At 53.3% G+C, this 25,556-nt stretch carries 16 protein-coding genes and 1 tRNA gene; 8 read left to right on the top strand and 9 right to left on the bottom strand.

Translation table 11 applies throughout. The features are described from left to right. The first annotated feature begins 108 nt into the window (after positions 1 to 108). Positions 109 to 3,054 (top strand): FAD-binding and (Fe-S)-binding domain-containing protein, encoded by a 2,946-nt coding sequence (locus tag G0Q06_RS05045; protein WP_163963062.1) that lies wholly within the window; start codon positions 109 to 111, stop codon positions 3,052 to 3,054. A gap of 104 nt (positions 3,055 to 3,158) precedes the next feature. On the opposite strand, the gene G0Q06_RS05040 is transcribed toward G0Q06_RS05045, so the two are convergent. The 3 genes from G0Q06_RS05040 to G0Q06_RS05030 form a co-directional block, all read right to left on the bottom strand. Beyond that, on the bottom strand, positions 3,159 to 6,416 hold the full coding sequence (locus tag G0Q06_RS05040) for a TonB-dependent receptor (RefSeq protein ID WP_163963060.1): 3,258 nt from the start codon (positions 6,414 to 6,416) through the stop codon (positions 3,159 to 3,161). An 80-nt stretch (positions 6,417 to 6,496) separates the two neighbouring features. Next, entirely contained in the window at positions 6,497 to 8,272 is a 1,776-nt protein-coding gene (locus tag G0Q06_RS05035; RefSeq protein ID WP_163963058.1) for a choice-of-anchor J domain-containing protein, read from the bottom strand. A gap of 25 nt (positions 8,273 to 8,297) precedes the next feature. Next, positions 8,298 to 9,920, bottom strand: coding sequence for an endonuclease I family protein (locus G0Q06_RS05030; RefSeq protein WP_163963056.1), 1,623 nt, complete (start codon positions 9,918 to 9,920; stop codon positions 8,298 to 8,300). Positions 9,921 to 10,193: 273 nt separating this feature from the next. Here G0Q06_RS05030 and G0Q06_RS05025 point away from each other — a divergent pair, with 273 nt between their 5' ends. From G0Q06_RS05025 to G0Q06_RS05010, 4 genes are all read left to right on the top strand, one after another. Beyond that, positions 10,194 to 11,045, top strand: coding sequence for a hypothetical protein (locus tag G0Q06_RS05025; protein ID WP_163963054.1), 852 nt, complete (start codon positions 10,194 to 10,196; stop codon positions 11,043 to 11,045). A gap of 183 nt (positions 11,046 to 11,228) precedes the next feature. Then, positions 11,229 to 11,789, top strand: a complete 561-nt coding sequence (locus tag G0Q06_RS05020; protein WP_163963052.1) for a lipocalin family protein — start codon at positions 11,229 to 11,231, stop codon at positions 11,787 to 11,789. Between the two features lie 100 nt (positions 11,790 to 11,889). Continuing rightward, positions 11,890 to 12,708 carry a mechanosensitive ion channel family protein gene (locus tag G0Q06_RS05015; protein ID WP_163963050.1) on the top strand — a complete coding sequence of 273 codons (819 nt, stop codon included), beginning with the start codon at positions 11,890 to 11,892 and terminating at the stop codon, positions 12,706 to 12,708. Between the two features lie 246 nt (positions 12,709 to 12,954). Beyond that, on the top strand, positions 12,955 to 14,385 hold the full coding sequence (locus G0Q06_RS05010; protein WP_163963048.1) for an MFS transporter: 1,431 nt from the start codon (positions 12,955 to 12,957) through the stop codon (positions 14,383 to 14,385). A gap of 79 nt (positions 14,386 to 14,464) precedes the next feature. On the opposite strand, the gene G0Q06_RS05005 is transcribed toward G0Q06_RS05010, so the two are convergent. After that, positions 14,465 to 14,540: transfer RNA gene (locus tag G0Q06_RS05005), tRNA-Ile, on the bottom strand. A gap of 152 nt (positions 14,541 to 14,692) precedes the next feature. On the opposite strand from G0Q06_RS05005, the gene G0Q06_RS05000 reads away from it, so the two are divergent. Further along, a complete protein-coding gene (locus G0Q06_RS05000; protein ID WP_238710267.1) occupies positions 14,693 to 16,447 on the top strand; it encodes a hypothetical protein in 1,755 nt (584 codons plus the stop codon). 4 nt (positions 16,448 to 16,451) lie between these two features. Here G0Q06_RS05000 and G0Q06_RS04995 read toward each other — a convergent pair whose 3' ends face one another. From G0Q06_RS04995 to G0Q06_RS04975, 5 genes are all read right to left on the bottom strand, one after another. Continuing rightward, positions 16,452 to 17,465: a glycoside hydrolase 5 family protein gene (locus G0Q06_RS04995; RefSeq protein WP_238710265.1), complete on the bottom strand. Its 1,014-nt coding sequence runs from the start codon at positions 17,463 to 17,465 to the stop codon at positions 16,452 to 16,454. Positions 17,466 to 17,483: 18 nt separating this feature from the next. Beyond that, complete coding sequence (locus G0Q06_RS04990; RefSeq protein ID WP_163963046.1) at positions 17,484 to 19,703, bottom strand: APC family permease; 2,220 nt, start codon at positions 19,701 to 19,703, stop codon at positions 17,484 to 17,486. 386 nt (positions 19,704 to 20,089) lie between these two features. Continuing rightward, entirely contained in the window at positions 20,090 to 20,602 is a 513-nt protein-coding gene (locus G0Q06_RS04985; RefSeq protein ID WP_163963044.1) for an acyl-CoA carboxylase biotin carboxyl carrier protein subunit, read from the bottom strand. Further along, the gene (locus G0Q06_RS04980; RefSeq protein ID WP_163963043.1) at positions 20,599 to 22,131 is read right to left on the bottom strand and encodes an ATP-binding protein; all 1,533 of its coding nucleotides are present in this window, start codon (positions 22,129 to 22,131) and stop codon (positions 20,599 to 20,601) included. Before G0Q06_RS04980 ends, G0Q06_RS04985 begins: the two co-directional genes overlap by 4 nt. Positions 22,132 to 22,166: 35 nt before the next feature. Further along, positions 22,167 to 23,750 carry an acyl-CoA carboxylase subunit beta gene (locus G0Q06_RS04975; protein ID WP_163963041.1) on the bottom strand — a complete coding sequence of 528 codons (1,584 nt, stop codon included), beginning with the start codon at positions 23,748 to 23,750 and terminating at the stop codon, positions 22,167 to 22,169. Between the two features lie 182 nt (positions 23,751 to 23,932). Here G0Q06_RS04975 and G0Q06_RS04970 point away from each other — a divergent pair, with 182 nt between their 5' ends. Further along, a complete protein-coding gene (locus G0Q06_RS04970; RefSeq protein WP_163963040.1) occupies positions 23,933 to 24,256 on the top strand; it encodes an ArsR/SmtB family transcription factor in 324 nt (107 codons plus the stop codon). Positions 24,257 to 24,264: 8 nt separating this feature from the next. Continuing rightward, on the top strand, positions 24,265 to 25,518 hold the full coding sequence (gene sqr, locus G0Q06_RS04965; RefSeq protein WP_163963038.1) for a type III sulfide quinone reductase, selenoprotein subtype: 1,254 nt from the start codon (positions 24,265 to 24,267) through the stop codon (positions 25,516 to 25,518). Positions 25,519 to 25,556: the final 38 nt, after the last annotated feature.

The raw sequence follows: 25,556 nt of genomic DNA, 5'->3' as shown, positions 1-25,556 counted from the left end.
GGCAATGCTGGGAAATTGTGCAATAGAAAGTGATCCGAAAAACGATAACCGGGTTTTATTGAATTAATGCAATGGATCGGTTTATCCTGAGTCTACTCAAATGATCCGATGAATGGGAAAGCAAACAACCTGTCTAAACTGGCCTCCCGGCTGAAGGGTGCTTTCCACACTGGTGAGCTGATGCGGCGCCTGTATGCCACGGATGCTTCCGCTTATCAAGAGGTGCCGCTGGCTGTCTCTATCCCCGAATGCGAGGAGGACCTCGTCGAGTTGGTGAATTTTGCCAGGACGAACAGGATCGGCTTGATCCCGCGGACTGCTGGGACATCGCTGGCCGGCCAGGTTGTCGGTAGCGGGATTGTCGTCGATGTCTCGAGGCACTTTACCAAGATATTGGAAATCAATCGCAAGGAATCGTGGGTGCGCTGCCAACCGGGGGTGATTCGCAACGAGCTGAATATGGCGCTTGAGCCGCATAGATTGCTTTTCGGGCCAGAGACCTCGACCCAGAACCGGGCCATGATGGGCGGCATGTTGGGCAACAATTCCTGTGGTTCCAACTCAATCAAGTACGGCAGCATGCGGGACCATCTTCTCGAGGTAACGGCGCTTCTTGCGGACGGCTCAAAGGTGGTTTTCGGTCCGCTGAGCAAAAAAGCGTTTGAGGCCAAGTGTAACGGCCCGGAATCGTTGGAAACACAAATCTACAGGGATATCCGCGGTATGCTCGGGGATCCCGAAAATCGCGAGGAAATCCGGAAAGAATTTCCCGATCCGGCAATCCCGCGGCGCAATACGGGCTACGCGCTGGATCTGTTGATGGACACAGATTGCTTTGATCCGGAAAGCGATAAGCCATTTAACTTCGGAAAATTGATTGCCGGGAGCGAGGGAACTCTCTGCCTCGTCACTGAAATGAAACTGCGCTGCCTGCCCATGCCTGAACCCGTGGATGGTCTTCTCTGCGCGCAGTTTGAATCGGTTGAGCAGGCCCTGCTGGCGACCCAGATCTCGGTCAAATACGATTGCTTTGCCGTTGAATTGATTGATCGCTACATTCTCGACTGTACCGCGCGCAGCATCGAGCATCGCGAAAACAGGTTTTTCATTGAGGGAGATCCGGGCGCGGTGCTCGTCACGGAGATTCGCGGACAATCCGAGGAAGCCGTGAAGGCAATCACCAATGAAATAACTGAAGAGATGCGGCAAGCGGGACTCGGCTATGCCTACCCGGTGCTCTTCGGGGATGACACCGTAAAGATCTGGAATTTACGCAAGGCCGGCCTGGGACTGCTTTCAAACATGCCGGGCGATGCCAAGCCGGTGCCCGTGGTCGAGGATACGGCCGTCAGGGTTTCAGACCTGCCCGCTTACATTGGTGAATTCAATCGTCGCCTCAAGGAGCGATTCGGGTTGGACTGTGTGCACTACGCGCACGCCGGCTCCGGCGAAATTCATCTGCGGCCAATCATCGACTTGAAAACCGAGGAGGGCAACCGGATGTTCCGTGAAGTTGCGCAAACGATTGCCGAGCTTGTTAAGGAATATCGCGGATCGCTCTCCGGCGAGCATGGCGACGGACGCCTGCGCGGTGAGTTTCTCAAGCAGATGATTGGCGAGAAAAACTACGCCTTGGTCGAACAAGTCAAGCAGAGCTGGGATCCACAGGGGGTTTTCAATCCGAGGAAGATCGTCGGGACACCGCCCATGAACAGCTCCCTGCGTTATGCCCCGGGCCAGGAGACTAAGGAACCCAAAACGCTGTTTGATTGGTCCTCGACCAATGGCATGCTCGGGGCAGCAGAAATGTGCAACGGCTCGGGCGATTGCCGAAAGACCCATCTTTCCGGCGGAACGATGTGCCCGAGCTACATGGCGACCCGTAATGAAAAAGACACGACACGCGCACGGGCAAACATGCTGCGCCATGCCCTGACCGAAGGTCCGCGCGACGCACAGACCTCCGTCTTTGACAACCCGGATGTCAAGGAGGTGCTCGACCTGTGCCTTTCCTGCAAGGGCTGCAAGAAGGAATGCCCGTCCACAGTGGATATGGCAAAGCTCAAGGCCGAGTTCATGCAGCATTACTACGATGCTCACCGGGTTCCACTTCGTGCAAGGATGGTTGCCACATTTCCATGGAGCCAGAAACTGGCTTCCTATGCGCCTTGGGCGTGGAACGCCCTCTTCGGCGCTGCTCCAATCCGGCGTCTCCTGAACAAACTTGTCGGGTTCCATCCAGACCGGACTATTCCCCTGCTTCCCAAGTCCACCTTTTCCTTCTGGTTTGATAAACATGTCCCGCATGCCAATGCGGGCAAGGTCGGTTCTGTCTGGTTTTTTAATGACGAATTCACCAATTTCACCGATGTCCATGTCGGGATAAAAGCGGTCACCTTGCTGGAACGCCTTGGCTACGCGGTGGAGATTCCCGAGCATAAATACAGCGGGCGCACCTGGCTATCCAAGGGACTTGTCCGCGATGCCAAAATGCTCATTAACGAGAACCTGCGCCTTCTGGGCGAAAAGGTGACTGCGGAGAAGCCGATGGTTGGGGTGGAACCATCCGGGATACTGACCTTCGTCGATGAGGCTCTTGATCTGGCCAAAACCGAATACAAGGAAGCCGCCCGAAGGATGGCCCCGCATTGCTACATGGTGGAGGCCTTCATTGCCCGGGAAGCGAAGGCAGGCAGAATTTCTCCAGATGCGTTCACCGATGAACATCATAAGGTGAAGCTCCACGGGCACTGTTTCCAGAAGGCCCTCACGGGTCCCAAGGGAAGTTTGGAGGCGCTCCGCCTGCCAAGAAATTTCACAGTGGAATTAATTCCAAGTGGGTGTTGCGGGATGGCCGGATCCTTTGGCTACGAGAAAGAACACTATGCCCTTTCCCAAGCAGTTGGTGAACTCGTACTGTTCCCGACTGTGCGCCGGTCCGCTGCCGACACGATTATTGCCGCCCCGGGAACCAGTTGCCGTCACCAGATCCACGATGGTACCGGGCGCACGGCCTTGCACCCGATTGAGGTCCTGCATGATGCGCTGAAGTAGTGTTTCCACAGGCAGGGATGCCTGTGACACTGTGTTACTTTTGTTTTTGTTTTGCAGGCAGGGATGCCTGCAACACCACACGCCTTGGCTATATCAACAAGTGTTTAAAAACTGTATCGCACGCCAAGCTGCATGGCCCAGCGCGAGGAGAATGTCCGCGTCTGGTACCATTCCTTCTCTGAGAGATTGTCCAGGTTTGGATAATAGGCATAAACGGGACGGCGCTCACCATCAACGAGACGGGTTGTATTGTTTACGGTAATGATCGGAAGGTTGCCTCCACTGCCATTAATGCGTCGCTCAAGACCCCACTGATCATTGAGGAGGTTGCCAAAGTTTTCGATGGCAAAAATCAGCTCGAGCTTATGGTCATTAAAGAGCGTGATCTGGTGAGTAATTCCGATATCAAACTGGTGAATCCATGGCGATGTCCCGCTGTTGCGGGGAACGACCTCGCCTTTGTATTTGCCCAGCCCGTCAATCTTCTCGATGCCGGCCATCCACTCAGCAGCGAGGGCAAGATTTTCCTCACTATTGTTCCCGCCCCAGACAATGAGCGGATCGTCAACGCCAGTTGGGACATAGAACAGGTCATTTGAGGTATTGCCGTCGTTATTGATATCCGTGGGTCCTCCATCGCCCATGACAAAAGAGAAGGGTCGGCCCGTGCGACCGTCATAGAACATCGAGAAAATGGTCATGTGTTTCTCCGACCACTTGTGCGAGTAGGTTGCACTGGCCACCATGCGATGAGTCGTTTCATAGCGACTACGGCCAAGGATTTCATCATTGGGGTTAAAGCCAACATTGTTAGTCCAGTTGGAATATGCAGTCGAGGCGAGACCGTCATTCACATTCTTTGCCCGCGTGTAGGTATAACCTAGATTGTAACTGAGGTTTTCGAATGCGCGCCCTTCCAAACGGGTCGTTACTTGGCGAGAATAACCCTTTTCGGTATTCGTGAGCCGGATCACATCCCGGTAGCCAGCTTCGCGTGAGCGCGCCTGGGCATTGTCGTATTCCGTGCGGCCGTCAGCGATGAAACCGTCGGGATTCAGGAAATTCGAAGCACGCTTCAAGTTTTCGTGGACGTAATGAATGTCCTTATTCGTCCAGGACACTGCGGCATCGAGCGTAAAGACCATGTTGTCCATGATCTGCACATCGAGCGCGAGGTTGGATTTCCACTCGCTTGGCATCTCAAAGTCTTCGTCTACGAGATCAACATTTACGCGCGCATTGACCGCATCAGGAATGGGCGGATTATTCGGGTCCGCGGAAAAGGCCGGGGTTTGTTGAACGGAGGCGTAATAACTCTCCTGAGAATTCCCGTTGTTCACGTAAATCGATGAAATCCAGACGTGTGGAGCTGTACCAAAAAAGAGACCTGCCCCACCCCGCAACTGGACTGTACGATCTTCATCAAAAGCGTAATTGAAGCCAACGCGTGGCTGGATGACATAATTCCCATCCAAAGTATTTTGATTTGTATAGCCAAAAACCTCTTCAAATGTTCCTTCTGAGGAAGACCTAGCCAATGTGGGAACGTCATCAAGAACAGGAAAATCTATCCTCAAGCCGAAATTGAGTGTTAAATCCTCTGTCGCCTTCCAGTTGTCTTCAATGAAAGCAGACACGATCGACATTTCCCATTCAGCAATACCGCTCTGTCCCGGAGCGGGAAGCGTCAGGCTGTAGTTTTCCACGTTGCCCGGATTGTCTGCGTTCTCAAAAGACTGAACACCATTGCGGAAAAACCAGCGGCCAAAGCGATTCGGGATGAATTCATTAACATTGGCAAAATTCTCATACTGGATGCCGGCCTTGATTGAGTGATCGCCGATGAGCCATGAGATCTTCGAACGAACGGTGGTTGTCTCAACATTCAGGTTATTTGCCTGGCTGTTACCTTCGGCTCCGATCCAAACTGAACCCGGATCCCCATCGATGCCATCGACCGAGGAGATTTGTATTTCGGGAAGCGGATCTGTGACAAGCGCGCGAAACTGATTGTACTCCTTGAAGGAGGCCAGAATTTCCGTTTGGAAGGTGGAAGACCAATTTGAGAATAATTCAACGGCGTAATCCTTCAGTTCGAAATTCTGGATATAATTATGGCTCGTGAAGGCCACGCTGTTAAAGCCACTGTCTGGATAATTTGGATCTTCGCCTTCTGTCAGTTGGTAACGGGTGGTCAGACGATGCTTGTCAGAAATATTCCAGTCGAGCTTGAGAAGGTATTTATCATCCACCCGCGTGAGTGAATCAGGTTCCGTGAGGACGCCGGGGTCAAATTGATACACTTCATCAATCATGAACGAAATACGGTCTAATTGCTCCTGAGTTGGAAACCATGTCCCCGGATCCTGTGTAACGGTTTCCTCAACCGTTTCATAAAGTGCGAAGAAGAATAGCTTATCCTTGATGATGGGACCACCAACCGTGAAACCTGCTGTATATTCTTCGAAATTGTCAATCGGGACGATCGTCTCTTCCTCTGTTCCTTCAGGAAGCGTCTTGTTGCGATTGACCCAGTAAAGATCCTCCAGCTCACCGACCATCGATTCATTCCGGTAGAATCCAAAAACCGAGCCTTTGAATGTATTCGTGCCGCTTTTGGTCACAGCCGAGATCGCCGCACCGGTAAAGCCCGCGTTTTCGACTGAGTAAGGAGACAGTTGGACGCTCACTTCAGCAATTCCCTCGAGGGAAAACGGCTGCTTCAAAGCAGGAAGGCCGCTGTCTGACAGGCCGAAGGAATCATTCGTGGGCACCCCATCAATGAGCAGGGAGTTATAACGGGTGTTTTTACCGCCTGCGGAAAGCGTCCCGCTATCTTCGTCGTAGGACGCCATTCTTGGATCCAGGCGAACGATGTCATTGATGCTGCGACTGACCGTAGGAATCCGGCTAATGCTTTCAGCGTTGATAATCGTGCTCGATCCCTGCTTGTTCTCGTTAAAGGTCGAGGAAAATTCATTGGCGGTCACTTCAAAGGCATCAAGCTCGAATATATCGCCAGAGGGGCGGACACGCGTATTGAGGATTCTCTGCTGCTGAAGGCTCAGGGAGATGTTATCCACGACGGATTGATCCCCATTGGGGGCGGTGAAGGTGATCCGGTAAGGACCCCCTACACGCATACCACCGATATTGTAACGACCTTCGGAGTTGGTGGTCGTCGTAAAGCGACTACCCGAGGGCACGTGTAGTGCCTGAACAGATACATTATTCGCCAGATCACCCGATGAGGATCTGACAACGCCGCCAATGCCGGAGGAAGTCACGCTCTGACTAAACAACGGGGTGGCAAAGACAACAAGGAGCACAAAGACCTTGAGAAAAGCTTCCTGAATTTTCATCTGTTCACGCAGTTTAAAGGATTTAAAAGTTTCAAGGCGACCCCCATCTGGAGGTCGCCTTGAAAAGAATTATCTAAGAATTAACCTTGAGGATTGATGAAGTTGTCGAAAGTCCATCCGTTATCGAACAAGTAGAATCGACCTCTATCACCCTCGTCCACGTAGACAAAGCCGAGAGTCGGGCTGTAGAGCCACATGGCCTCGCCGGGTAAGCGGACAATGACATACATGAACCCAAAATTGGCTTGGTAAATCCATGGGTAGTTGCTCGGCAGAACAAATCCCAGATCAAGGGAGTAGTTCCAACCGTTGGCATATTCATATACGAGACCTAATTCAGCTGTAACCGCCCATCCGCCAGTATCGCCACCAACGGCAAGATAATGGATGCGGTCGATAGCGCCATCACCGGGGCCAGTACCGGTTGAGGTATACCGTATTGCGATATAAATGGTTTCTCCATCATAGGCGGAAAGATCGACAATACCGGAATCGATTAACTCGAAGGTGCTGTCTCCAGCAAGCGTTACGCTTATGTCTGTCCATGTTCCACCGGCAGGAGTGCCTGTGCCATCCCAGTCCGTGGATACCTTAATCTGAAGAGGAGGTCCACCAAAGGCACGCTCATGGCCCATAACCATGTAGGCATTGCCGACATTGGTAAGATCAATAACCGGTGTAACGAGCCAATCATCAGAGGCTTCGTCTGCACCGAAACCGCTGATTTCAATCGAGCTGGAATCTGCAAAGGAAGAAGCTTCCCAATTCTCATTGGAGGCAATGCTGAAGGTCTGGAAATCACCAAGGCCGTTGACGAAGTCTTCCGAAAAGACGAGGGAATCTGTATCCAGAACAACCACAAAGCCGACCGAATCATCGGTATCATCCGGGTTGGTTACCGTTACCTCGCCCGTGACAGCCCCTTCAGGAACCGTAACGACGAGCGCATCGCCATTAACGACGAAACTGGCATTGACGCCCCCGATTGTCACAGCTGTTGCTGTGGCGAGGTTTTGACCTGTGACTGTGACTTCGTCGCCAACAGAAGCAAAGGTCGCGGAAATCCCTTCAATGCTTGGAGGGAAGGAGGCAGGGGGAGCAATGGGGTTCTCCGTACCTGGCGTATCCGAGGCATCAGGATTCAAGCCAATTACATTCCCATTGGAGTCTTCTTCGAAAAGAACGTATGCACCGATGGTCCATTCTTCCGTGTCACTTGTGAGAAATGCATGCGAAGGAACAAAACCGCCATTGTCAGGCCCGAGATTTGTACCTCCAAACGCTTCACCATAGTAAAATTCACCACCATTAACCGTTTCGACAAGGCTAACGGCATCGATGACTTCCGTCCACGGAAGGACCGCGTTGGGGGTGCCGTCATCATCGTCATCGATATCGATTGCGGCATTGCCGAGCTGATCATCGAAAACAAGGATTTCACCTTCTGTCCAACCACGAACGAGCATAGCCGTGACATTATCCGAGTTTTCCAAGGCATTGCCGAAAACGTCGGAAACATAATCAACCTGGGAGGCATCAATTCCCATCGTCGTACCGTCGAATGCGGGACCGATCATGAGGAAGATACCATCAGCCGGGATGACATAGCCCGTGAGGTCCAGAGCGCGTTCCACCACGCCGGAACCCTTGAAGGCACCATCACCGGAGTGGTCACCGATATAAATGAACCAAACATCATCCAGGCTTTCCCCGGGAGTGCCCTTGATTTCAACAAACTCCTCATCATCCGGATTATCGGGTTGGTCTGTGCGGATTTCGTTGAGCACAAGGCCCTGTACGGAGTACGCGCTAAAAGCGAGAGCTCCCAATGTGATTATAGATTTTCTGCTTATCATATTTTAGTTAGTTAGGGTTTAATTATTAAGTGCTCTGAGCGAGCAAGGTTTGCTCCTGAATCCATCCTTGGCCGTAGACGTAAATCCAACGGTTAGGGAAGTAGGTGCTTTTCAGGAAATAAATCCATCCGCCGAGGTCAAAACTATAAAGATACGGATAGACATCCGAGGAGGTAAAAGACCAACCCAGGTTTGTGTCGAAAAACCAGACCGCATCATCGCGCGTAGCTGAGAGGTAGAGCCAGTTATGCTCAAGATGATAAACCCACGGATAGTGGTCGTCGGCAACTGAACCAAACCAGGGCGATTGCTTGAAGTCCGAGCCATTCAACTTGTTTTGATAGACGAAGATTGAATCAGCGGTTGCCGGATTGTTGGCAAGCACAGGATTGTATGCGGCGGAAATACTGGAATCTGGCCCAGTTTCGCGGGTGACCCGAAGGCGGTACCAAGTTGGCTCAGCAGCGGGCGGGAGAGCAATCGTCACCAATTCCGTGTCCCCTTGGTCGGTGGCGAAGAAATTGGTCCAGTCGTCTTCCGTCAGAACCGACCAGGTTTCTTCACGCAATGGGGTGCTCGAGGCCTCCACGGCATAATCAACACCGGCCAGCTGACGCAATTTTTGGCGTGTGTAGCGAATCTGTGATCCGAATGAACCGAAGCTGGAAACATTAAGAATTTCTGAGGTCTCCGGCGAGGTGGGGTCGGTATTGACCCCGTATTCGATCAGGTTCAGGCGGTAATCTTCGTCCGGATCGTCGAGGTCGTTGATTTGTAACCCGTTGACCAGCTGATCAATAGAAAAGTGAGTCCATCGCCATGTACCCCAGCCGATGTAGTCATCACCGGTAAATATGACTTCCGCAAGGTCGGGAATATCCACGAAGGGGTTGCGGTTGCCCTGATTGAAATTGAACGCCCCGAAAGAAAAACCGGTGTAGATGAGATGATTCCGTCGGCGTTCGCGCTCGTCAGCCGGAAAGAGGCGGTGCCATTCCAGAAGGACGGAAAGTTTGGCGAAGGCGGTTGTCGATTGATTCGCTGTTTCCTTGAGGACAAAATCAGATGAGTCTGAACCATCATAGCGCAAATCCATGTAGAGCATTGCGCGTGCGACGCGCCCCTTGTCCTCGTCGCGCGGTTCCCAGGAGTTGCTGTCGTAGCTTGATCCGGGCGCTTTTGGGTTTGTGTTGAAATCCCCCGGATTTGTGTAATCAAATATCAAATTGCTCCGGGCGGAATTCACGCCGGGGTCGGCCGGGTAAAGATGGTGAAGGTCTGCTCCCGGTTTGGTGGCGGCATCCGCCCCGAATGATTGAGGCCAGAGATGTTCGCGATTCCAGCCTCCTGTGGTATTAAAGAGAAAACTGGGAATAGAGTCACCGGAATACATCAGGAGAATATTGCCTTCCACCTCCGGATCGGCATCGAGCGTACGGAGGGCTGTTCTGGCAGCGTCGTAACCAAGGTCCTGATTATTATCGATGAGGTTTTGAAGCTCATTGCGCAGGGCTGTCCCCACCTGACCTTCTGCGTTATTGTAAAAACCTTCCGGAGGGCCGTAATCCTGTGCGCTACCCTTGGGGCACACTACTAAAAACGGGACGCTGAGGAGGAAAGACCGAAAAAAGGAAAGCCGAAATGTCATAATTAAGCCGAAAGCTGATGGAGTTCATGAAATTGAACAGTTCTCTTGTCTTGTCAAAGCGGGAAATGTTCCGTCTGCGGTATTTTTCCGAACGCCTTTCAAGGCAGCCTAATCCTTGTCCCGTTACTTTCGATTTGACCGCAGAAATTTCCTAAGAAGCCCAATCCCAATCAGTGTTTTCCTGCGCAAATTTCATTATGGGGTTGATTCTCGTTTTGGGATATTGATAGTCAAAACCTCTCATCTTCCCTACAACACATTACACAAAAAGATATGAACAAAATTGTCGCATTACTAACCATCCTTTCCTTGTCCGGAGTTTCCTTTGGGCAATATATCAGCGAGTTTGAGCCAAATCCCGCCGGCCAAGACCCTGCCGAGCAAACCATAGAAATAGGGGGCGGAACACCTTCTGCCGCATTTGACCTCTGGATTTTGTCGGTCGAAAACGACGGTTACAATGGCCTAGTGGACCGCGTCAACAATGTCACCGGAACTTTCGATGCCAACGGATTGGCGGTCGTCACCATTCCGGATTTGGAAAATCCTTCCTTTACCCTGATTTTGACCACAAGTTTCAGCGGCGACACCTCGACTGACCTCGATCCGACAGATAGTGGCACTCTGGACACCAGCTCGCTGGGGGAAATCCTCGATGCGATCGGGGTATCCGATGCTGTGGGAGATGATCCGGGATTGTATGGCGTCCTTCTGGGTGGCAGCGATATTCTCTTCAATGGGCAATTTGAGCCGCTGCTTGTCTTCCGCGATTCCGTGACCGGCGAGCTGTACAACACAGTGACCGTTGATTTCGGGGAGCCAACCGAGCATTTGGGCGTTTTCGATTCCTCCGGTAGCGGAATTGAGCTGGATGCTGGAATTTTTGACATTGATCCCCTGGTGCCAACCTTCGGTTCGGTTAATCCTACCGCAGCTTCTGCGAGCCCCACTTGGGCCGGTTACACCATCGGTGAAGAAGGCTACGTACAGACAGCCCCCTGGCTTGGTCTCCTCTATGTTGAGGAAGCTCCCTGGGTGTGGTCCGTTGGCCTTGGTCAGTACCTCTTTGTCGATGAGGCCGGTGTGGATGAAAACGGCGGCTGGGTCTATTTTGTGAAGCCCTGAATGTAATCCGTCAGCTTCTCACCAAAACAAACTCTCAAAAGCCCCGGTCCTGCCGGGGCTTTTTTATTGATTGAGAAGAGGCCAATAGATCGGCCGGGTTGAAAATATTCCGGAATTAGCCGACCTTACCACATGCGAATTAGTAGTTCTCGACCACTGATCTTAATTTTAACCTCTGTCATAATGGCTATTACAACCGGCTGCGCCAGCAAGGCTCCCCTCCCCACTCCGTCACAGGTCGATCTGGATCGCTTCATGGGGGCGTGGTTTGTCGTGGGCTACACGCCAATCCTTGTCGATGGGAAGGCACACAATGCCGTGGAGCATTATTTTCTGGCTCCTGATGGAAAGATCCGGACCACTTACCAGTACCGCGATGGTGGATTCGATGCCAAGCTGAAGACCCACACGCCGGTTGGCACGGTCTATAATGCCGAAACGAACGCCGAATGGCGGATGCAGTTCATCTGGCCCTTCAAGGCACAATACATCATTTATTATCTGTCCGATGACTACAACCGGACAATCATCGCCCACCCGAACCGTAAATATGCCTGGATCATGCAGCGGACTCCGACCATTTCAGATGGCGACTACGAGGACATGCTCAAAAAGCTCGAGGCAGTCGGTTTTGAACGGTCCCTCATCCAGCGGCTTCCACATGACTGGTCAAGCGATCAGGAGCGTCTCCGCGTGATTGAGTCCATCGGCAGCCGCAAACCGCTCGCTGATGCGGGCCTTTAATCAGTAATGCCCGGAAAAATCCTCGGTTCATCAAGGAATCTTGTGGAATCAATTTGTATATTGGGGAAATTGGCCTGATTTCTGGTAGTATCTTATTATTATGGACACAACCAACATAGAACAAGTCATCCAACTGTACGGGCTCCGCGTCATTGGAGCGATCATCACGCTGGTTATCGGCTATCTTGTTGCCGGATGGATCAAGCGCTGGATCAAGCGGCTGGCCTTGAAATCTGGGCGAATTGACGACACCGTCGGGGCCCTCTTCGCCCAGATCGCTTTTGTGGCGGTAATACTGTTCACCATTACCGCCACCCTGAACCAGTTTGGGGTTGCCACGACCAGCATTGTCGCCGCCCTCGGTGCGGCCGGCCTAGCCATTGGCCTGGCCCTGCAAGGCACCCTTTCGAATGTTGCTGCCGGTGTCATGATCCTGATCCTAAAACCGTTTAAAAACGGGGAGGCCGTCAAGGTGAGTGGATCCGTCTATTTGATCGATGAAATCGGCCTCATGGCGACGCGGGCGCACGAACCGGACGGCCCGAAGGCCTTCATCCCCAACAGCAAGTTGTGGGGAGATATTCTTATCAACTTCAGCCAGACACACAATGATTTGCGCCGTTTCAATGAAACTTTCGGCATCTCCTACGCGGACGACATCGGTAAGGCCATTGAAACCGTCAAGCAAGTCCTCGCAGATGAAGAGAAGGTACTCGATGATCCTGCTTCCATGGTGGAAGTGGTCAAACTCAACGAAAGCTCAGTCGACCTCATCGTTCAGGCATGGATCCCACGCGCCGATTGGTGGTCCACCAAGCTCAGGTTGACCCGCCAGATCAAGGAGGCCTTCGACAAGGCTGGTGTCGTCATTCCGTTTCCACAGCGCGACGTGCACCTTTTCCAGAAGAACGAGTCCTGACCCGGCTCGCCATCTATGGACCGCGCGTGAGGCCCGGCGGTATCGGTGACTAGAGCGATATTCAGGGCGTATTCTGAGGCTTTTACTCATTATTGAGTAGATCCTTGGGTAAGCTGGTACCCAAATAGCGTTTGGGACTTTTACCATTGATAGGAATCCAAAATAAGTCATCTACCAATATACGTGGATCTCATCTGATTCATCAAAACCCTACACTTACCCCCCCCTCCTTAACATAACAAAGATATGGCTAATCCTCATACAGCCGACAGAGATCGAGTGCCTTTGGGCCAAAAAGCGGCCTACGGATCAGGCACCCTGACGCTCAATCTCCTTCCTGCCGCCCTTGGCGTATTTGCAGCTTTCCTGATCATCGAATTCGGCATGGATCCCCTCCTTGCCGGATTATTGGGAGCTATTCCCCGATTGCTCGATGCGATTACAGACCCGATCATGGGGTTTATCACCGACAATACAAAGTCCCGGTGGGGCCGGCGGCGCCCTTACATTTTCATCGGAGCTATTCTCAGCGGGGTCATTTTTGCACTCCTCTGGCAACTCGACACCGGTAACTCGCAAACCTACAATTTCTGGTACTTTCTCATCCTTTCCCTGATGTTTACCTTGGGGAATACAATGTATGCAACGCCCTTGGTGGGATTGGGCTACGAATTAACGTCGGACTACAACGAGCGAACCCACCTCATGGCCTTTTCCCAATTTGTAGGGCAATTTGCCTGGATGTTTGTGCCCTGGCTATGGGTATTGGTCGCTAATGAGAATTGGTTTGATAGTGCCGCTGAAGGGGTTCGCGAACTGGCCATATATGTTGCTATCGCCTGCACGACTTTGGGGCTGCTTCCTGCAATCTTTTGCCGGGGCATTGATTCCTCCCACATTGAAAACAGGAAGGAAATCTCCTTTAAGGAAATGGCGAATAACTTCATCGAAGTTTTCAGGGGAATTGGTCAGGCCTTCCGCAATATTCCATTTGTCAGGCTGTGCGCTGCCACCTTTCTGATTTTTAATGGCTTTCAGATGGTCGCTTCCTTTGCCTTCTTCATCATTTTGTACCACATGTTCGGCGGCGACTACGGGGCTGCCGGAAACTGGCCTGCCTGGTTTGGCACAATCAGTGCCGTTGTCACTGCTTTCCTGGTCATTCCCATCGTCAGCTGGATGGCCGACCGCTGGGGAAAACGAAATGCATTTATCATTTCCACCTGCCTTTCGATTGTCGGCTACCTGCTCAAATGGTGGGGCTTCAATCCGGAGAATCCATGGATGATTTTTATGCCGATCCCGCTCATCTCCTTCGGTATTGGTGGTTTGTTTACACTCATGATGAGTATGACCGCCGATGTTTGTGACTTGGACGAACTACGAAACGGCATGCCACGAAAAGAAGGTACCTTTGGCGCAATCTACTGGTTGATGGTCAAACTGGGACAAGCGCTGGCAATTTTCCTTGGTGGCCTGGTCTTGAAACTTGTCGGCTTCGATGGCAGCGTACAAATCCAAGCCACCGATACCATGACGCAGCTCAGATTAGCCGATATGTTCATCCCGGCAGCAACCGCCGCCATGGCCATAATCGTCATGCTCGGATACAACATCACCGAAAAACGAGCACGCGAGATCAAAGCCCAATTGGTCGAGCGGCGCGGCGAATTGTAGGACCCATACGGCGGAAAATGGCAGAGCTATCTTCAATGGCTTGCCAGCCGTAGCTCCGAGCGGAGCGAGGAGCGTAGGATGGTGGGCCCAGAGGGATTTGAACCCCCGACCAAGGGATTATGAGTCCCCTGCTCTAACCGCTGAGCTATGGGCCCGGTAGAGGGAAATATCTCTGTCAGGCGTAGCAACCGGGTCAAGGTTTTTGCAGGCTTGGGAACGATCAAAGGGGTGATTGGAGGGAGAATTCAGTCGGGTTACTGGATTGGTGTGACTGGACATTCTCCGGGAAGCCGATTCTCTGAACTAAATGAAGTGGTTTGCTCTCCCTATCCTGATCTTAATTCTCGCAGGGATTTATTGGATCGGCTTTAACGGAGGGCCTGGAATGGAGATTTCCGCTGCACAGTCCATCTTCGGTCCGAAGGTCATGGTTTTTGATCCGGCGAAGGACCAGGGTGAGATCCAGGCAATTCTGGACGGCCTGCACAAGCAACAGAAGCACGCGCAATTCGGGGAGGAACGCTATGCCCTCTTGTTCAAGCCGGGAGAATACGACCTGGATGTCACGGTGGATTACCACGTGGAAGCCGCAGGACTGGGCCGTGTCCCGGGAGATGTCCGGATTAATGGATCTGTCCAGTCGGTAGCGACAACGCATACGAACAATGTCACGATCATGTTCTGGCGTTCTGCCAGCAATTTCGAGGTGCATCCACGGTCCACGGAAGATCTTATCTACTGGGCGGTCTCGCAGGCCGCGCCTTACCGGCGCATGCACATTCTTGGTGACCTGCAGTTTGACAAAGGCGGCTGGGCAAGCGGAGGCCTGCTGGCCAACTCCATTGTCGAGGGGAATGCGCGCCTGACCACCGGCCAGCAATGGTTTACCCGGAATTCCGAGCTGGGATCATGGTCGGGAGGCAACTGGAACCGGACCTTTGTCGGGACGATCGGGGCCGCGACTGAAGAGTGGCCGGTGAAGCCCAACACGGTAGTGCAAAGGACTCCGGTAATCCGCGAAAAACCGTTCCTGTTGATTGATGAGTCGGGCGGCTACTCCGTTTTCGTCCCTGCATTGGCACACTCAACTCACGGAGTAAGCTGGAAAGATGGCAAGGAAGCCGGGGAATTAATCCCCATCAATGCCTTTCATATAGCTTTTCCCGGGACGGACACCGCCGCGTCGATCAACGAAGCATTGGCATCCGGAAAGCACATTCTTTTTACCCCCGGCATCTATTCCCTTGAGGAGACGATCCGTGTATCAAGGGAGAACACAATCATCCTCGGCATTGGGCTCCCCACTTTGGTCCCAACAAACGGGAAAACAGCCCTCGCAACCGATGACCTTCCGGGGATTATCCTTTCCGGAATGATGTTTGATGCGGGGCTTACCGAGTCCCCTTCCCTGCTTGAGATCGGGCCACCCGGTTCAAATCGTGACCATGCGGATAACCCGTCCAGCCTGCATGACATCTATTGTCGGGTTGGAGGCGCCATACCCGGAACGGTCGAGACCTGCCTTGTAGTGAATAGTCATGACGTAATCATTGACCATACATGGCTCTGGCGGGCTGATCATGGTGCCGGTGCGGAATGGGAAGTGAATAAGGCAAAACATGGTATTGTCGTGAATGGCGATGACGTGACGATCTTTGGTCTCTTCAACGAGCACTTCCAGGAGTACCAGACCCTGTGGAATGGCGAGCGCGGCAGGACCTATTTCTACCAGTCTGAAATCCCCTACGACCCGCCGAGTCAGGATCTATGGATGTCTGGCGAGACCCTCGGCTATGCCTCCTACAAGGTCGCCGACCACGTTGAGTCCCACCATGCATGGGGACTCGGTATCTACAGCTTCTTCGGGGTCCGTGCGGACAGTGATCCCGGTGTCCGCTTGCACAGTGCGATTGAGGGCCCGGAAAAGCCGGGAATCCAATTTACACACATCACCACCTTTGCCGGAAGATACGGCGGCATCAATCACCCGATCAATGACTTCGGCCCGCGGACAGACGCGAAGGAACTCAAGTTTTTCGATCCAGCTAGTGAAAATCCCTGATTGCTCAGGGGGTCGCCCATTTCTCCTGCAACACCCCAAAGACTTCCTTCTTCACGCGGTCAATTGTAACGATTCCCCACCATTCCTCGTTGGCGACATCGTCATAAGGAAAACCTGTACCATCCTTGCCACTCACGTCTTGGACATCATTATTGCCGTGCTTCCACCACTCGTCGTTGAAGGCGAAGATAACCACGCCCGCGCAAATCTCAGCATACGGCTCAATGTCCTCAAGGATTGTCCTGACCGCATCGGCCTGTGCTCTTTCATTCGAGCCCTGCTTGTAGCCGAGGTTGGGAATCGTCATGTAACTATCCGCACCGACCTCTGAAAAGTAGAGGGCCTTTCCCGGGAAATCCTTCACCCATTCCACCAGGAGGCTACCCGGATCGTCCCAGCGGTAAACATTCAATCCCCAGATATCGATGTCCGGGCAAAGCTCGAAGACCTCCGGGGTCGGGATTTCCCCGTGTGCCGTGGAAACCAGACGATCGGGATCGATGGCTTTAATCGACTTGGCAGCATTGTTCAGGGCAGTGTACCAGACATTGATATCACCGCCAAACCACTCGGGATGAAAGTTAAATTCATTACCAAGCTCCCAGAGAAGAATCGCCTCGTGGTCCATGTACTGTCTGACATATTCAAACAAGGTTCCGCTGAGGATGTCGTATTTGCCATCCTGGTTATATCCGAAATTCATGATCACCTTGAGGCCAGCGTCACGGATTTGATCCAACACGGCCCGGTCATCAATCGGCTCATAGACGCGAATGGTATTGATTCCCGCTTCTTTCATGAGGACCAGATCCCCGGCCAAAAGGGAGAAATCCCTCTTATTGCTTCCTTTGGGAACGGGATGGTAACAAATCCCCTTAATTTCAAACGGCTGGCCATCGACAAGGATCTTTTGGGCAGGAATCAGGTCAGCGGTCAAAACGGATTCCCGCTTCCCGTCGGTGCATCCAGTAAGGGAAAGGAGACAGGCAAGGATGATGAGGAGATATATGTTTTTCATGAGGGCGTTGCTAGGGTGTTAAATCAGTTCACCGGCAAATTTTCCGGCATTGCGGACAAAGACAATGTTCGAAAATCTATTACCGAGTTTGAAGAGCGTATCCGCATATTCGAACAATTCAATATCCTCGGGTATTTTTAGTCCCATAAAGACGAGATCCGCGTTGCGGCTATGGGACTGCATGAGGTCGAACAAATGCGTGGATTGATCCATTGTGAAGACTTCGATATCCGCGGGAATCCGGGCCTCCTGGATAAGTTCGTTCAGGGCGTATGTGACAGCCTCTTTCTCGCCCCGCTTGTTGGCCACAATTGTCCGCAAGCGGATTTTGCCGTCCTTCCAATCGGTATTTAAAGTGAGGAGATGGCCAAGGAGAAGCATCATGTCGCCGTTGTATTGCTTGCCGCGCCACCACACATCGAGGAGGCGTTTCTGCCGGATCGTGGGGGTGTCTTCCAGCTTGGCCAGTAGGCAGCTGATGTTGAGGCGGGAAGCGGTTGAACAGATCCTTAGCAGGCGCGCCATGCCCTCCGCATCATCCGGCCAGCCAAACATGATCGTGTTGGATTGCAGACCAGCGTAACCATTTGCCTGGGTGATATTGATCACACCCTCCTCGAAATTGCGGACGATATTGACTTCACAGAAGGCGGCGAGGCCTTCCTTGTCGATAGCCTCTTCCATTTCCTGTTGCATGGCGGGGATCTTACGAAAGTCCTGGTCAAGATCACCGACAACAGCCCGGCAGACCGTAACAATTCCCCGCTCCTGGTTGAAGCCGCTAGCCAACCGAACGAGGCTTCGGCGGTGATCTGGATTAGCTGTGAACAAGAGGATGTGCGGGCGCCAGTTGCGGGCCAGCGACTCGGTATTCCGCAAGCGCAAGAGGGCAAACCGGGCCAGTCCGTTCCAGACACCGGCCCAGACATCTCCCCAGCGGCGCTCAAGGGATTTCCGGCGAAGATAGAACAGGAGAAGGAATTCGAGAAAAATGGCCGCCAGACAGAAAAGCGGATTGATGAGGAACATGACCGCGGTGGCCGCAAAGCAGCCGAAGAGGGACACCCATGCGGGCAGATTGAACCGTGGCCGGTAGGATGGCTCGCGGGCCAGTTTCTCAAGTGCCGCGGAAAGATTGATTGTCACGTAAAGGGTCAGAAAGAAGACTGTTACCAACCGTCCCACGGCGTTCAGGTCACCCAGCAAGACCGCCAACAAGGCAATGCCCCCAGTGACCCAGGTGGCCACGGTGGGTTGTCCGGATTTGCTGAGCTTGGCAAGGATACCCGGCACGAGGCCATCCGTAGCCAGCGCTTGCAAAACGCGGGGACCGCCAAGAGCACTACCAAAGGCACTGGAAAGAATGGCCCCCCACATGCCCGGAAGGATCAGCCAGACCCCAAGAATTGCGATATTGGCCCAAATGGGAGGGGCATTGGGATCAAGGGTTGCCAGCTGCTGGCCACTGACTTTACCAGTGACTGAAAGCAATGTCAGAATCACGGCATAGGTGACAAAACCTGTCACTACGGCAAGAATCGTTCCGATGGGGATGGACTTTCTTGGATGCTTGAGATCGCCGGACATGCCAATTCCGGCCGTAAATCCCGTCACAGCAGGGAAAAATACGGCAAAGACTAACCAGAATCCACTTGGGGCAGAACGTTCATAACTCGGCTCAAGTGAAGGCATGTGTAGCGGTCCGGTCATGACACCGGCAACAAGGGCAAGGATGCTCAGTCCCACGGCAATCATGATCGGGATCTGTAGCTTCAAGGTCAGGCTGGCGCTTTTCCCGGCCACCGCGGTGATGAACAGGATGATCACGCCAGTCATGACTTGAACCGGGGGCTCCCCCCACTCGGCCGGCCAGACAAAGGCAAGGGATTCGGCCAATCCGAATGCGTAAAGGGTGAGGCTTAACGTCCGGCAAAGAAACAACGGAATCCCAATCGCGCCCCCGAGCTCCAAGCCAAGGCTTCGCGAAACCATGTAGTATTCGCCCCCTACCCCGACCCGGATGTTGGTGGCGATCGCCGAAGCGCTTAATCCGGTAATAAAGGTGATCCCTGAGGCCATGCAGAGGATCAGCAAAGTGTGCAGTAGTCCGGCATTTCCCAGCACCCAGCCAAAGCGCAGGTACATCATGACGCCGAGGATCGTCAATACGCTGGGCGTAAAGACACCGAGAAACGTACCGAACTTTTTGCTCTCTGTGGTGGGATCTCCCTCTGCCATGGGGCCCACCGTATTCAAAACGCTTAACGGATAAAGCAAATTCCTCGCCGATCACGGTGCATACCTGCCGGTGCCCCGGCCGTTAACCCACGCGGACCGTTAACCCACGCGGACCGTTAACCCACGCGGACCGTTAACCCACGCGGACCGTTAACCCACGCGGACCGTTAACCCACGCGGACCGTTAACCCACGCGGACCGTTAACCCGGGCCTTCGCTTCGCTCCAGCCCGGGCTGGTATGGATGCCGGCCGTTGGCCGTCATCATACCATCCCCAAAAACCGGACGGCCGAAGGCCGGGACCCTATACCAGCCCAGGCTATCGGCCTGGGTGATGTGGGTGGGTGCACAAAATGCGGAGCCCCTGCGTGGCATGCACGGCGTGCTTACTCAATTTCCAGAATCAAATCCCCCTTGGCGAGGATCTGTCCGGGCTGTGCCGAAATAGATCTAACCGTGCCGTCCTTGGGCGCCAAAAGCTCATTTTCCATTTTCATGGCGTCAAGGATCCCCAGCGATTGCCCGGTGGTGATTGCTTCGCCCGTCTTGACAAAAAGGGCCACAATTTGTCCGGGCAAATTGGCACGCACTTCGCCGCTGATTTCACGGTCAGGTAATTCCGGACGAAAGCGTGTCGAAGCCATCTTCGAGATATCCACGTCAAAAGGCACACCCTTGAGAAAGACCCGCACCGGCAGGCCGTCACCCCGACGTTCCACTTCCACCGGACAGACTTTATGGTCGATCATAAGAGTCTTGAGACTTCCGTCGTCCTGGACCTTTCGGATTTCCACCGAATAACTGCCTTTATCCACCGCGACCTCGAAAAGGCCGTTCAGGTCGGCCTTACGATCAATCGTGACCGAGTGCTTCTTGGGAGAATGGACATTGTAATTCATAGTGGTCTCCTTGGTTTGCGTGGGCGAAGCCACCGGGTAGCTGCCCCGAGAACGGAATCCTTGCCCCGTTCGGCAACGAGTGCCTCCATCCGTTTGATGGTGTCGCCATCGCGGTGCAGGGCAAGGGCGGCAACAAGGGCGGCAATTTCACAATCGCTCTCCGACTTGAGGCTTTCGACCAGCCGGACGCGGTCCTCCGGGCGATTGATAAAGTCCGGGGTCAGGGAACTCGACTGGAAGGCATCCGATTTAAGAATTCCCCTCATAAGCGGAATGTTCGTCTTCACGCCCTCCACGAAAAACTCTTCAAGGGCAATGCTCATTTTCAGGATGGCATCCTCACGGCTAAGTCCGCGTACCAGCAATTTCGCTACCATCGGATCATAAAAGGGTGAGATTTTTGCCCCGCTGAATATGGAGGTCTGCATGAAAACTTCCTCCCCGAAGGGAAGGTAAAGCCGGTCCACCTGGCCTGGGGACGGCTCGAAGTTGTTTTCCGGATCCTCGGCGAAGATGTAGGCTCCGATGACATGCCGGTCAGGTTTATGATCCTCGCTCCGCACTTTCAGGGGCTCACCCGAAAGCAACCGGATCTGCTCCTTCAGCATGTCTACGCCAGTCAGCAGCGTGGTCGCCGTATGGGATGGTTGGATATATCCGTTAATCTCGATAAAGTACGGCTTGCCCTCATGGACAAGGAATTCCACCGAGGCAAAGCCGAAGACGTCCAAGCGCTCACACAGGACGCGGATCTCCGATTGCAAGCGCGACCGCATGTCCGGATCGAAATCCGGTGCAGGTGTTTCCGCCAGCAGCTTTTGGAAACGCCTCTGCAGCGAACACTCCATCTCTGGAAAAACCGTTGTCCGGCCGCTCTTGTCTCGCAAAACGGGAAACTCAATATGCCGGGCATTGGGAAGATACTCCTCAAGAAAAACCTCGGGGGAATTCATGAGAAACTTTCCACTGATTGTCTGGATCCCCTCGAAGGCACTTTCAAGGCGACTGGCATCCTTGACGACCCGCATTCCGATCCCGCCAAACCCATGAACCGCTTTCATCAGGAGGGGAAACTCAAGGCGCTCCGCAAATTCGAGTAGTCGGGTACTTTCGCTGCAGGCTTCCGAGCCTTTCAAGACCGGTAATCCGGCACTTCGGGCTGCTTCCTTTACGCGTGACTTGTCTGAAAGGTTCAACATGCCGCCCGCACTCGGGGCAATGATTGATATGCCCCGCTTCTCCAGCTCACGCGCGAATTTGGCGTTTTGGGCAAGAAAACCATATCCGGGATGCACCGCATCGACTTTGAGTTTTTCCGCGAGCGCCACGATTTGCTCAAGATCCAAATATGGGCGCAAGCGTGGATCATGCAGCACAAGGCGGTATGCTTCATCCGCATTCCGAACCCCCGCACTGTCCCGGTCCTCATCATCAAATATCGTGATGGCGGTCGCCCCCAGTTCCTTAACCGCCCTCACGCAGTTGGCCTGGATCAGTCCGCGGTTGGCTATCAACACTCGTTTGAACATGGTTATCCTTTTTCGATGATTGATCAGGTTCTGCCTTAAAGCGGGATGTTACCGTGTTTACGGATTGGCCGCTCAACATGCTTATCGCTCAGTGACCATAAGTACTGACGTACAAAGTGGCCTGTCTGGTCCGGCTCAATAACGTCGTCCACATACCCGAGGGACGCCGCCATCCGCGGATTGGCAAAGGTCTCAATGTATTCGTTCTCCTTATCTTTCGCCGCCTGTTCCTGGTCATCGCTGGCCGCAATCTCCTTCCGGAAGATCACATTGACTGCTCCCTTTGGTCCCATGACCGCGATTTCCGCGCCAGGCCAGGCCACTACCATATCCGCGCCAAGGTGCTTCGAACACATGCAGATGTAGGCCCCTCCATACGCTTTCCGCAGGACAACCGTTAATTTCGGAACGGTCGCCTCGCTGTACGCATAGAGCAACTTGGCCCCGTGACGAATGATGCCAGAGTACTCCTGGTCCACGCCGGGTAAAAAGCCCGGCACATCCACCAGCGTGAGCAAGGGAATATTGAATGCGTCACAAAATCGCACAAATCGTGCCGCCTTGTCACTGGCATTGACGTCAAGGCAACCAGCCAGGTGCTTCGGGTTGTTGGCAATAATTCCTGTACTGATTCCGTCGATACGGCTGAACCCGATCACCACATTGGACGCGTAGGCTTCCTGGAGTTCCAGAAAACTGTGCGGATCAACAACCGCGTCGATTACCGCATGGATATCATAGCTCTTGTTGGCGTTTGAGGGGACAAAATCCTGCAGGGAAAAGGGCAAGCCAGTCGTGCGGGCCACCGGCGGCACGACCGGTACCGATTCCTGGTTGTTCGGCGGGATATAGGAGAGTAACTTCGCCACCCAGTTCAGCGTCGACTCGTCATCCTCACCGATGTGCGTTGCCACACCTGATTTGGCCATGTGGATCTCCGGTCCGCCAAGGTCCTCCTTGCTCACTTCCTCACCGGTCACCGTCTTGATCACGTCCGGCCCGGTGATGAACATGTTGGAGGTCCCTTTCACCATCGCCACAAAATCAGTGATCCCGGGCGAGTAAACCGCCCCTCCCGCACAGGGGCCCATGATCACGCTGATCTGCGGGATCACCCCGCTGGCCTGCGTGTTCCGATAGAAAATCTCGCCGTAGCCGCACAAGGAGCCAATCCCTTCCTGGATCCTCGCCCCGCCACTGTCATTCAGGGTGATCATTGGCGCACCGTTGCGGATGGCCATGTCCATGATCGTCGCCACTTTCTTGCCATGCATCTCCCCAAGTGAGCCCCCCAACACCGTGAAATCCTGCGCCGCCATGTAGACCAGTTCCCCGTTTACCCGGCCAAACCCGGTCACTACGCCGTCCCCGGGCGCCTTTTTCTTGCCCAGCCCGAAGTGCTCGCTCCGCAGCTCCACAAAGCCCCCCACTTCCACAAAGGTCCCTTCGTCAAATAAATACTCAATCCGCTCCCAGACGCTTAGCTTGCCCCGGTCCTGTTGCGCCTTTAGCCGCGCCTCACCACCGCCAAGCCGCATCGCCGCCTTTTGTTCCCGTAAGGCCTCCGTCCGCTCGCGGTTCACTTCATCTCCCTTTTCCGGTCCGTCTTGTTCTGGCATAAGCAAAATTAATAGGTTGGTTTATTATCTATCAAAAAAAGTGATACGCCTGACAAGCCAATCTTTTCTTCGAAACAAGAAAAATCCGTCATTATGGTCATAAGATACTCTTATTCCATGTTTTCCTAATATAAATTTTCTTGATCCGCGGCCATTGGTTTTATTATTTAACAATCATTCAGATGTTAAACTCAATTGGACAGGAACTACGGGAGGAATTCGCGAGGAACGAGGAGGTTTGCCGCCACGTCATCGGGATATTCCAGTTAATCGCGAACAAGCAACGATTCCGGATCGTCTGCATATTGAGCCGTGGAGACTTCTGCGTATCGGAGATGGCGGAGATACTGGGAACGGAGAAGCTATCGAATTTATCGCAGCAGCTGAAGATCCTGCGTCTGGCGGGAATTGTGGAATGCGACCGTGACGCGAAGCGGATGGTGTATCGACTGACCGATGACCGGGTGCGTGAAATGATCCAATTTTTCAAAGCAAAGTACCTTTAGGAAAAAAAATGAAGAAACTATTGATACTGGGTGCGGGCACTGCCGGCACAATCATGGCCAACACAATGAGCCGGAAGGCAGGCAAGGACTGGGAAATCACGATTGTCGACCAGAGCGAGGTGCATTACTACCAGCCGGGCTACCTCTTCATGCCCTTCGGAGTCTACACGGAAAAGGACGTGCAGAAGCCGCGGAAGAAATTTCTCCCCTCGCGGGCGACGTATCGCCAGTCGGGAATTGAGCAAATTTGCCCGGAAGACAACAAGGTGATCCTGGCCGGAGGCGAGGAACTCGGCTATGACATCCTGATTGTCGGGACAGGATGCCGCATCGCCCCAGAGGAAATTGATGGACTAACGGGATCGGACTGGGGCAAGCGTAGTCATGATTTCTATACATTTGAAGGAGCGCGTAAACTGACGGCTGCGATGAAGGACTGGCAAGGCGGGCGCCTTGTCATCAACATTGCGGAAATGCCGATCAAATGTCCGGTCGCGCCACTGGAATTTGCCTTTCTGGCCGACTGGTACCTGACACAGCGAGGCCTCCGGGAAAAGACAGAGATTGTCTACACAACTCCGCTCTCCGGGGCGTTCACAAAGCCGGTTGCCTCGGCCATCCTGAACCACCTCCTCGAGGAAAAGGGCATCATTGTGGAACAGGACTTCGCCATCGGATCGGTGGACAACGAAGGCCACAAGATTGTCTCCTGGGACGAGCGAGAAGTTCCCTATGACCTGCTGGTATCCGTACCGACCAACATGGGGGACAGGCTGATAGAACGTTCCAACATGGGGGACGAACTGAATTTCATTCCGACAAACCGGGACACCCTGCAGGCCAAGGCGAAGGAAAACATCTTTGTCATTGGGGACGCCACCGACCTGCCGACATCCAAGGCAGGCTCAGTGGCCCACTTCGAGGCCGAAGTCCTGACGGAAAACATCCTCTCCTACATGAAGGGCGAGGAGATGGAGGAACGCTTTGACGGACACGCCAATTGCTTCATTGAGTCCGGGTTTGGAAAAGGATTCCTGCTCGACTTTAATTACGAGCAGGAACCGGTCCCTGGCCATTTCCCCTTCCCGCATGTCGGTCCGTTTGGACTGCTCAGCCAGACTCGCCTGAACCATCTGGGTAAACTGGCCTTCAAGTATGTCTACTGGCACATGTTGCTCAAGGGCTACCCCATCCCCTTTGTCGATCACCGGATGTCCTATCTTGGGAAGAAAATCCCGAACAAGGCAAAGGCCTCCGCATAATCATTTAACCAAACCGAATTAAACCCTAAAAAAACGAA

It is taken from the genome of Oceanipulchritudo coccoides, from assembly GCF_010500615.1.
GTDB lineage: Bacteria > Verrucomicrobiota > Verrucomicrobiia > Opitutales > Oceanipulchritudinaceae > Oceanipulchritudo > Oceanipulchritudo coccoides.
Note: the sequence above shows the minus strand (reverse complement) of the source record. Positions and strands in the feature narration are given on the sequence as shown.

What these genes read in the sequence shown, in the direction of transcription:
- G0Q06_RS05045 (WP_163963062.1), top strand. Translation starts at nt 109, where the DNA reads ATGAATGGGAAAGCAAACAACCTGTCTAAACTGGCCTCCCGGCTGAAG.
- G0Q06_RS05040 (WP_163963060.1), bottom strand. Translation starts at nt 6,416, where the DNA reads ATGAAAATTCAGGAAGCTTTTCTCAAGGTCTTTGTGCTCCTTGTTGTC.
- G0Q06_RS05035 (WP_163963058.1), bottom strand. Translation starts at nt 8,272, where the DNA reads ATGATAAGCAGAAAATCTATAATCACATTGGGAGCTCTCGCTTTTAGC.
- G0Q06_RS05030 (WP_163963056.1), bottom strand. Translation starts at nt 9,920, where the DNA reads ATGACATTTCGGCTTTCCTTTTTTCGGTCTTTCCTCCTCAGCGTCCCG.
- G0Q06_RS05025 (WP_163963054.1), top strand. Translation starts at nt 10,194, where the DNA reads ATGAACAAAATTGTCGCATTACTAACCATCCTTTCCTTGTCCGGAGTT.
- G0Q06_RS05020 (WP_163963052.1), top strand. Translation starts at nt 11,229, where the DNA reads ATGGCTATTACAACCGGCTGCGCCAGCAAGGCTCCCCTCCCCACTCCG.
- G0Q06_RS05015 (WP_163963050.1), top strand. Translation starts at nt 11,890, where the DNA reads ATGGACACAACCAACATAGAACAAGTCATCCAACTGTACGGGCTCCGC.
- G0Q06_RS05010 (WP_163963048.1), top strand. Translation starts at nt 12,955, where the DNA reads ATGGCTAATCCTCATACAGCCGACAGAGATCGAGTGCCTTTGGGCCAA.
- G0Q06_RS05000 (WP_238710267.1), top strand. Translation starts at nt 14,693, where the DNA reads ATGAAGTGGTTTGCTCTCCCTATCCTGATCTTAATTCTCGCAGGGATT.
- G0Q06_RS04995 (WP_238710265.1), bottom strand. Translation starts at nt 17,465, where the DNA reads ATGAAAAACATATATCTCCTCATCATCCTTGCCTGTCTCCTTTCCCTT.
- G0Q06_RS04990 (WP_163963046.1), bottom strand. Translation starts at nt 19,703, where the DNA reads ATGGCAGAGGGAGATCCCACCACAGAGAGCAAAAAGTTCGGTACGTTT.
- G0Q06_RS04985 (WP_163963044.1), bottom strand. Translation starts at nt 20,602, where the DNA reads ATGAATTACAATGTCCATTCTCCCAAGAAGCACTCGGTCACGATTGAT.
- G0Q06_RS04980 (WP_163963043.1), bottom strand. Translation starts at nt 22,131, where the DNA reads ATGTTCAAACGAGTGTTGATAGCCAACCGCGGACTGATCCAGGCCAAC.
- G0Q06_RS04975 (WP_163963041.1), bottom strand. Translation starts at nt 23,750, where the DNA reads ATGCCAGAACAAGACGGACCGGAAAAGGGAGATGAAGTGAACCGCGAG.
- G0Q06_RS04970 (WP_163963040.1), top strand. Translation starts at nt 23,933, where the DNA reads ATGTTAAACTCAATTGGACAGGAACTACGGGAGGAATTCGCGAGGAAC.
- sqr (WP_163963038.1), top strand. Translation starts at nt 24,265, where the DNA reads ATGAAGAAACTATTGATACTGGGTGCGGGCACTGCCGGCACAATCATG.